This window comes from Cupriavidus sp. 05T313 (assembly GCF_056396665.1).
This window is the reverse complement of the sequence record NZ_JBFTLX010000275.1, coordinates 1-8,964: the sequence shown is the minus strand read 5'-3', so window position 1 is coordinate 8,964 and position 8,964 is coordinate 1. Positions and strand designations below refer to the sequence as shown.

At 64.7% G+C, this 8,964-nt stretch carries 7 protein-coding genes; 5 read left to right on the top strand and 2 right to left on the bottom strand.

Annotation, left to right across the window (positions count from 1 at the left end):
- A partial coding sequence (gene acnB / locus AC1DKD_RS35390; RefSeq protein WP_477144322.1) for a bifunctional aconitate hydratase 2/2-methylisocitrate dehydratase occupies positions 1-2,170 on the bottom strand: 2,170 nt, incomplete at its 3' end.
- A gap of 170 nt (positions 2,171-2,340) precedes the next feature.
- Complete coding sequence (locus tag AC1DKD_RS35385) at positions 2,341-3,252, bottom strand: LysR family transcriptional regulator (RefSeq protein ID WP_441636220.1); 912 nt, start codon at positions 3,250-3,252, stop codon at positions 2,341-2,343.
- A gap of 218 nt (positions 3,253-3,470) precedes the next feature.
- On the opposite strand from AC1DKD_RS35385, the gene catA reads away from it, so the two are divergent.
- From catA to AC1DKD_RS35360, 5 genes are all read left to right on the top strand, one after another.
- Entirely contained in the window at positions 3,471-4,385 is a 915-nt protein-coding gene (gene catA / locus AC1DKD_RS35380; protein ID WP_441636221.1) for a catechol 1,2-dioxygenase, read from the top strand.
- Positions 4,386-4,504: 119 nt separating this feature from the next.
- Positions 4,505-5,902 (top strand): benzoate 1,2-dioxygenase large subunit, encoded by a 1,398-nt coding sequence (benA, locus tag AC1DKD_RS35375; protein ID WP_441636223.1) that lies wholly within the window; start codon positions 4,505-4,507, stop codon positions 5,900-5,902.
- Complete coding sequence (gene benB / locus AC1DKD_RS35370; protein ID WP_441636225.1) at positions 5,899-6,399, top strand: benzoate 1,2-dioxygenase small subunit; 501 nt, start codon at positions 5,899-5,901, stop codon at positions 6,397-6,399. Before benA ends, benB begins: the two co-directional genes overlap by 4 nt.
- A 25-nt stretch (positions 6,400-6,424) precedes the next feature.
- Positions 6,425-7,444 carry a benzoate 1,2-dioxygenase electron transfer component BenC gene (benC, locus tag AC1DKD_RS35365; protein ID WP_441636227.1) on the top strand — a complete coding sequence of 340 codons (1,020 nt, stop codon included), beginning with the start codon at positions 6,425-6,427 and terminating at the stop codon, positions 7,442-7,444.
- Positions 7,445-7,487: 43 nt separating this feature from the next.
- A complete protein-coding gene (locus tag AC1DKD_RS35360; protein ID WP_441636229.1) occupies positions 7,488-8,273 on the top strand; it encodes a 1,6-dihydroxycyclohexa-2,4-diene-1-carboxylate dehydrogenase in 786 nt (261 codons plus the stop codon).
- Positions 8,274-8,964: the final 691 nt, after the last annotated feature.

Genomic DNA, 8,964 nt, shown 5'->3' with positions numbered 1-8,964 from the left:
GCTTGGAAGCCGCCCGGAAGTGGCCGATGTTGGTCATGCACGAACCGATGAAGACTTCGTCGATCTTGGCGCCTGCCACTTCCGACAGGGTCTTGACATCATCCGGGTCGTTCGGGCAAGCCAAGATGGGCTCATGCACGTCGGCCAGGTCGATCTCGATCACCGCGGCGTATTCGGCGTCGGCATCCGGCTCCAGCAGTTTCGGATCGGCCAGCCASGCTTCCATGGCCTKGATACGGCGCKRCAGGCTGCGCGGGTCCTGGTAGCCCTCGGCGATCATCCACTTCAGCAGCGTGATGTTGCTGTTGATGTAYTCGATGATCGGTTCCTTGTTCAGGCGCACCGAGCAACCGGCAGCCGAACGTTCGGCGGACGCGTCGGAGAGTTCGAATGCTTGCTCGACCTTCAGGTCGGGCAGGCCTTCGATTTCCAGGACACGGCCCGAGAAGATGTTCTTCTTGCCTTGCTTGGCCACGGTCAGCAGGCCCGACTTGATCGCGTACAGCGGAATCGCGTTGACCAGGTCGCGCAGCGTGACGCCCGGCTSCATCTTGCCCTTGAAGCGCACCAGCACGGATTCCGGCATRTCCAGCGGCATCACGCCAGTGGCAGCCGCGAAAGCCACCAGGCCCGAACCTGCGGGGAAGCTGATGCCGATCGGGAAACGGGTGTGCGAGTCGCCGCCGGTGCCGACGGTGTCCGGCAGCAGCATGCGGTTCAGCCACGAGTGGATCACGCCGTCGCCCGGGCGCAGCGAAATGCCGCCACGGGTGCTGATGAACTGCGGCAGCGTGTGGTGGGTCTTGACGTCGACCGGCTTCGGATAGGCGGCGGTGTGGCAGAACGACTGCATCACCAGGTCGGCCGAGAAGCCCAGGCAAGCCAGGTCCTTCAGCTCGTCGCGCGTCATCGGGCCGGTGGTGTCCTGCGAGCCCACCGAAGTCATCTTCGGTTCGCAGTACGTGCCCGGGCGGATACCCTTGCCTTCTTCCAGGCCGCAGGCGCGGCCAACCATCTTCTGGGCCAGGGTGAATCCCTTGCCGGTGTCGGCCGGGTTGTGCGGCAGGCGGAACAGCGTGGACGGAGCCAGGCCGAGCGCTTCGCGGGCCTTGGCGGTCAGGCCACGGCCGACGATCAGGGGAATACGGCCGCCGGCGCGCACTTCGTCGAACAGCACGTCGGATTTCACGGTGAATTCAGCGACGACCGCGCCGTTCTTCAGGGCCTTGCCGTCATAGGGACGCAGCTCGATCACGTCGCCCATTTCCATGCTGGACACGTCCAGCTCGATCGGCAGCGCGCCGGCGTCTTCCATGGTGTTGTAGAAGATCGGGGCAATCTTGCTGCCCAGGCACACGCCGCCGAAGCGCTTGTTCGGCACGAAGGGGRTGTCTTCGCCGGTGAACCACAGCACCGAGTTGGTGGCGGACTTGCGCGAGGAGCCGGTACCGACCACGTCACCCACGTAGGCGACCAGATTGCCCTTTTCCTTCAGCGATTCGATGAACTTGACCGGGCCGCGCTTGCCGTCTTCTTCCGGGGTGATGCCGGGGCGCGCGTTCTTCAGCATGGCCAGCGCGTGCAGCGGGATGTCCGGGCGGGTGGTGGCGTCCGGGGCCGGCGACAGATCGTCGGTGTTGGTTTCGCCGGTGACCTTGAACACGGTCACGGTCAGGCTTTGCGGCACTTCCGGACGGCTGGTGAACCACTCGGCGTCGGCCCAGCTTTGCAGCACGGCCTTGGCGTTGGCGTTGCCCTTGTCGGCCTTTTCCTTGACGTCATGGAAGGCGTCGAACATCAGCAGCGTCTTCTTGAGCGCTTCGGCGGCAACGGTGCCGATCTCGGCATCGTCCAGCAGTTCGATCAGCGGGGAGATGTTGTAGCCGCCCAGCATGGTGCCCAGCAGCTCGGCTGCCTTGGCACGCGAAATCAGCGGGCAGGCTTCCTTGCCCAGTGCGACGGCGGCCAGGTACGAGGCCTTGACCTTGGCGGCGTCGTCCACGCCGGCCGGCACGCGGTGCGTGATCAGGTCGACCAGGACCTGCTCTTCACCCGCAGGGGGCGCTTTCAGCAATTCGATCAGTTCCGCAGTCTGCTTGGCGGTCAGCGGCAGAGGGGGAATGCCGAGCGCGGCGCGTTCGGCAACATGGGCGCGATAGTTTTCAAGCATGGGAACCTGCGGAGTAATAGGGTTGCAAAAACCGGTTGTGCCGCGATTTTAAATGGAAGTGCGTTTTAGGTCAAACGTCTTATATCTTATATAAGAGTTGACAAGGTAAAACCCAATAAAATCAAGCCCCTCCCCATCCAGGCAGCAACCTCTGCGCATTGGATCTGTTCCTAGCCCGGCGGCAGGAAATCCAGCCTCTCCTCTTCGTACAGCCGGTAGATCATGTCGAGCATGGCGCTGATCTCCTCGGTCTCATCGAGGCTGCGCGTGCTCATGATGATAGGCGACACCAGGTTGGGATCGTCCAGCTCCTTGTAGCTGATGTCGTCCCGCTTGAGGCCGTGCACGCTGCTCGGGACGATCGAAATACCCTCCCCCGCCGCCACCAGCCCCAATGCGATCTGCAGTTCGCGCGCCTCATGGATGCGCCCCGGCTGCAGGGCGCGGTCATGGAATGCCGCCAGCACCTGGTCGGCATAGCTGGGACGGGGCGCCTTGGGAAAGATGATCAGGGTCTCGCCCAGCAGGTCGTGCAGCGAGAGTACCGGCCTGACCAGCGAGAGCGGATGCCCGACCGGCAGCGCCACGATCATGCGCTCCTCGCGCAGCACAACCCGGCGCACATTCGGGTCCTCGTGCCGTATGCGGCCAAACCCCACGTCGATGGTGCCCTGCTTGAGCGCCGCGATCTGGTCCATGGTGGTCATCTCATGCAGGCTGAGTTCAATCTCCGGGTGCTCAGTCCTGAAGCGCCGGATGATCTTGGGCAGCATGCCGTACAGCGTCGAGCCGACAAAGCCGACCGACATCTTCCGCTCGATCTGCCCCACCCGCCGGGTCATCGACTCCAGTTCCGCGGCCTGCGCCAGCAACTGCAGGGCATGCGCGTAGAAAAAGCGCCCGGCCTCGGTCAGCCTGAGCGGCCGCGCGTTGCGCTCGAACAGTTGCACCCCCAACCCCTCTTCCAGCTGCTGGATCTGCCGGCTCAGCGGCGGCTGCGCGATATGCAGCCGCTCGGCAGCGCGAGTGAAGTTGAGTTCCTCCGCGACGGCGACAAAGTAACGTAAGTGACGCAAGTCCAAAGCCATACCTTTTAAGTATTCAGCCAATACTAAAACAGTGTTGGACCACCAAATTCAGCGCTCCTATTCTTCGCACCAGGCCGTGACAATGATTTTTTATACCTTTTTGGCATTTTAGTTCGAATCACGCCGCCATGCCGGAAGCCAATGCAAGGCCACATGAATGGCGCCTTGCAAGACGGGCCCCACCCAGAAAACCAGAGACAAGGAGCAGACAAATGACTCACCCGGAAATCGAAGCGCTGGTGAAAGCGTTCATCGTCGACACCGCCAAGGGCAATGTCGACGCCCGCGTGCAAAGCGTGGTGGCCCGCCTGACCGCCGACCTGTTCAAGGCCATCGAGGACCTTGACCTGAGCGCCAGCGAAGTCTGGAAGGGCATCGAATATTTCGCCGAAGCCGGCCCGGAGCTTGGCCTGCTGGCCGCCGGCCTTGGCCTGGAGCGTTTCCTGGACATCCGCGCCGACGAAGCCGAGGCGAAGGCCGGCCTGAGCGGCGGCACACCGCGCACCATCGAGGGTCCCCTGTACGTGGCGGGCGCACCGGCCAGCGAAGGCTTCGCCCGGCTGGACGACGGCAGCGAGGACGGCAAGGGCGAGGTCCTGTTCATGCAGGGCACGGTGCATGACGCCAACGGCAAGCCGCTGCCCGGCGCCTCGGTGGAGGTCTGGCATGCCAACCTGCTTGGCAATTACTCGTTCTTCGACAAGACCCAGTCGGACTTCAACCTGCGCCGCACCATCGTGACCGACGGCGAGGGCCGCTACCAGTTCCGCAGCAACGTGCCGATGGGCTACGGCTGCCCGCCGCAAGGCACCACCCAGCGGCTGCTGGACCTGCTGGGCCGTCACGGACGCCGGCCTGCCCACATCCACTTCTTTGTCTCGGCCCCCGGCCATCGCAAGCTGACCACCCAGATCAATATCGACGGCGACGAATACCTGTGGGACGACTTCGCCTTCGCCAGCCGCGAGGGGCTGGTGCCGGCCGTCAGGCATATCGACGCCCCGGAGGAACTTGCCAAACGCGGCCTGGGCAAGCCGTTTGCCTCCATCGATTTCGACTTCCGCCTGTACGGCGAATGCGCCGCGGCGCCGGCGCCGGAAGTGGAGCGCAAGCGCGCCGCCGCGTAAGCCCCCCCCAAGACAGGAAAGACGTAGCCGGCGCACCTGCCGGCCGCCGCAGCCACATCAGGGCCGCCCTGAGGACACCTCACGGCCCGGCGCATCCGCACGGATGCAGGAGACAACTCATGATCCCCATTTACCCGGACAACAGCCCGACCCTGAAGCGGCTGGACGACTACCTGGTGGAAAACCGCGAAACCGGCGACTACCGCCTGCATCGCAGCGCCTTTACCGATGAAGCGCTGTTCGAACTCGAGATGAAGCACATCTTCGAGGGCAACTGGATCTACCTGGCGCACGAAAGCCAGATCCCCAACAACAACGACTACTACACGACCTACATCGGCCGCCAGCCGGTCGTGATCGCGCGCAACCGCCAGGGCGAACTCAACGCGCTGATCAACGCCTGCACCCATCGCGGCGCCATGCTGTGCCGCCACAAGCGCGGCAACAAGGCGACCTACACCTGCCCCTTCCACGGCTGGACCTTCAACAACAGCGGCAAGCTGCTCAAGGTCAAGGATCCGGAGGGCGCCGGCTACCCCGACTGCTTCAACAAGGAAGCCTCGCACGACCTGAAAAAGGTGGCCCGCTTTGAAAACTACCGTGGTTTCCTGTTCGGCAGCCTGAACCCGGATGTGGCGCCGCTCAAGGATTTCCTGGGCGAAGCCGCCAAGATCATCGACATGATCGTGGACCAGTCCGCCGACGGGCTCGAAGTGCTGCGCGGCGCCTCCACCTATACCTTCGAAGGCAACTGGAAGCTGCAGACCGAGAACGGCGCCGACGGCTACCACGTCTCCGCGGTGCACTGGAACTACGCCGCCACCACCAACCACCGCAAGCAGGAGAACGCCCGCGAGGACAAGATCCGCGCGATGGACGCAGGCAACTGGGGCCGGCAAGGCGGCGGCTTCTACGCCTTCGATCACGGCCATATGCTGCTGTGGTCGCGCTGGGCCAATCCCGAAGACCGGCCGAATTTCAGCCGGCGCGAGGAATTCGCCGAGCGCTGCGGCGCCGAGACGGCGGACTGGATGATCCAGAACTCGCGCAACCTGTGCCTGTACCCCAACGTCTACCTGATGGACCAGTTCGGCTCGCAGATCCGCGTGCTGCGTCCGCTTTCCGTCAACAAGACCGAAGTCACCATCTACTGCATCGCGCCCAAGGGCGAGGCCGACGAGGCGCGCGCGCGCCGCATCCGCCAGTACGAGGATTTCTTCAACGTCAGCGGCATGGCCACGCCCGACGACCTGGAAGAATTCCGCGCCTGCCAGCAAGGCTATGCCGGCAGCGCGCTGGAATGGAACGACATGTGCCGCGGCGCCACGCACTGGGTGGAAGGCGCCGATGAGGCCGCGCAGAAGATTGGCCTCAAGCCGTTGATGAGCGGCGTCAAGACCGAGGACGAAGGCCTGTACACGGTGCAGCACCGCTACTGGCTGGACGTCATGAAGAAGGCCACCGGGGCCGAAGCAAGCAAAAGCGGCAATGCCGGCAACGCAGGGAGCGAAGCATGACCACGACCGCCACGATCAGCCTCGCGGATATCCAGGCCTTCCTCTATCGGGAAAGCCGCTTGCTGGACGACGAACAATGGGATGAATGGCTGGCCTGCTATCACCCGGATGCTGCGTTCTGGATGCCATCCTGGGACGACGACGACACGCTGGTGACCGACCCCCAGCGCGAGATCTCGCTGATCTACTATCCGAACCGCCAGGGCCTGGAAGACCGCGTGTTCCGCATCAAGACCGAGCGCTCCAGCGCCACCATGCCGGACACGCGCACTAGCCACAACCTCAGCAACGTCGAGCTGGAGCGCCAGGAAGGCAGCGTCTGCACGGTGCGTTTCAACTGGCACACGCTGAGCCACCGCTACAAGACCAACTACAGCTACTTCGGCATGTCGCGCTACGTCATCGACTTTGCCGGCGAGCGGCCGCAGATCCTGGACAAGTACGTCGTGCTGAAAAACGACTACATCAACCAGGTCATCGACATCTATCACATCTGAGCGGACGCGCCGGAGGAATCACGCCATGGAATACAACATCGCTTTGCAGTTCGAAGACGGCGTCACCCGCTTCATCACCTGCGCCGCCAATGAAACCCTGTCCGACGCCGCCTACCGCCAGCAGATCAATATCCCGCTGGACTGTCGCGACGGCGCCTGCGGCACCTGCCGCGGCTTGTGCGAATCCGGCGAGTACGACCTGCCGGAGTCGAGCTATATCGAAGACGCGCTGACGCCCGAAGAAGCGGCCAAGGGCTACGTGCTGGCGTGCCAGACGCGCCCGCGCTCGGATTGCGTGATCAAGGTGCCGGCATCGTCGGCCGCCTGCAAGACGGGCGTAACCAGCTACCAGGGCAAGCTGGCGGCAGTGGACAAGTTGTCCGATTCCACCATCGGGTTCTCGATCGACCTCGGCGAGACCGCCGTGCCGGCCTTCCTGGCAGGGCAGTATGTGAACGTGGAAATCCCGGGCACCGGCCTGACCCGTTCGTACTCGTTCAGCTCCGCCCCCGGCGCCAGGCACGCTTCATTCGTGGTGCGCAACGTGCCCAACGGCCGCATGAGCGAGTTCCTGAGCAAGCAGGCGCAGCCCGGCCAGCCCATTTCCTTCGCCGGCCCCTATGGCAGCTTCTACCTGCGCGAAGTGACCCGCCCTGTGCTGTTCCTGGCAGGCGGCACCGGCATCGCGCCCTTCCTGTCCATGCTGGACGTGCTGGCCGAGAACGGCAGCCCGCATCCGGTCCGCCTGGTGTACGGCGTGACGCATGAGATCGACCTCGTGGCGCTGGAACAACTCGACGACGCAAAGCGCAGGCTCCCCGGCTTCGAGTACCGCACCTGCGTGCTCGACCCGGTCAGCAGCGATACCCGCCAGGGCTATGTGACGCAGCACGTGGAGCCGGACTGGCTCAACGGCGGGCGTGTCGACATCTATCTGTGCGGCCCGGTCGCCATGGTGGACGCGGTGCGCGGCTGGCTGCAGAACGGCGGCGTGACGCCGGCCAGCTTCCACTACGAGAAATTCTCGGCCAGCAACGCTGCCTGACCCACCTTCTCACGGAATACAAAATACGGATCACGGATACGCCATGAACACAAACGCGCGCTTCAGCGGAAAAACCGCCATCGTCACCGGTGCGGCACAAGGGATCGGACGCGGCGTGGCGCTCGCCGCGGCGGCCGAGGGCGGCAGCCTGGTACTGGTCGACCGCTCGCCACTGGTGCATGAGGTCGCCGCGGAAATCGCCGCGAATGGCGGCCGGGCGCTGGCGGTGGAGGCCGACCTGGAAACCTACGCCGGCGCCTGCCAGATGGCCAGCGCCGCGCTGCAGGCCTACGGCCGCATCGATATCCTCGTCAACAACGTGGGCGGCACCATCTGGGCCAGGCCCTTCCAGGAATATGAGGAAGGGCAGATCGAAGCCGAGATCCGCCGCTCGCTGTTCCCCACCCTTTGGTGCTGCCGCGCCGTGCTGCCCGCCATGATCGGGCGCCGGCAGGGGACGATCGTCAATATCTCGTCCATCGCCACGCGCAGCATCCACCGCGTGCCTTATGCGGCCGCGAAGGGGGGCGTCAACTCCCTGACCGCCAGCCTGGCCTTCGAGCATGCGCAGGACGGCATCCGCGTCAACGCGGTCGCCACCGGCGGCACCGAGGCGCCGCCGCGCAAAGTGCCGCGCAACACGGCGGAGCAGACCCCGCAGGAAGCCATCTGGTATCAGGGGATCGTTGACCAGACCATCGGCTCCAGCCTGATGCGCCGCTACGGCACCATCGACGAACAAGTACGCGCCATCCTGTTCCTTGCGTCCGACGAGGCCTCCTACATCACGGGCACGGTCCTGCCGGTAGGCGGCGGCGACCTGGGCTGAACGCGGCCAATATTGCACAGGAAACGGGCCCGGCACGGCGGATCGGCTACCGCCTGTGTCAGCATCCGCTGACACAGGCCAGCCCGCCACGGACACGGTTGTTGCCCTCCGTCGGACATCGTTTTCAGTCTTGGCCGATTTCGCCGCCAGGGCGCAAGAACCATACTGCAGGTATGAAAAACGTACCGGCCAGCCCCGGCCAAAAGGTCGCAGGTGGGTCGCAAGAACCGAAGGAGTGTGAAATGCAATCGGCCGCCACGTCGCTACGCGCCTTGGTCCACAAGTGGCTGGGGTCCACGGGCGACGCCATGATCACCCGCGTGCACCCGCCCGGCATATCGGGCGGGTGTGTGCGCGCGCAAGTCAACCGCCCCGCCGGCTCGCTCGCCATCTTCTTCTTCCGGCACCGGGACGGCGGCTGGTGCGTATTCCCGCCAGCCTGCCGAGGCTCCTGAGCGCCCCTCAGTCACACACACCGCTGCGGATCGGGGCGCCATGGGCTGCCCCGGCACGGTCAGCCACCCGCTGCGGCCGCTCAGCGCCGCAGCCGGCGCCCTGATTGCCATCGCGGCCGAGGAAATCCACCGGGCGCCTGGTCCCACCGATACCTGGCCACAGGAAAATCCCTTTCCAATCAATAGCCTGGCAGCATCCCCCACCCCGACGCACGGCGGAGCGGGCGGCGGATGAC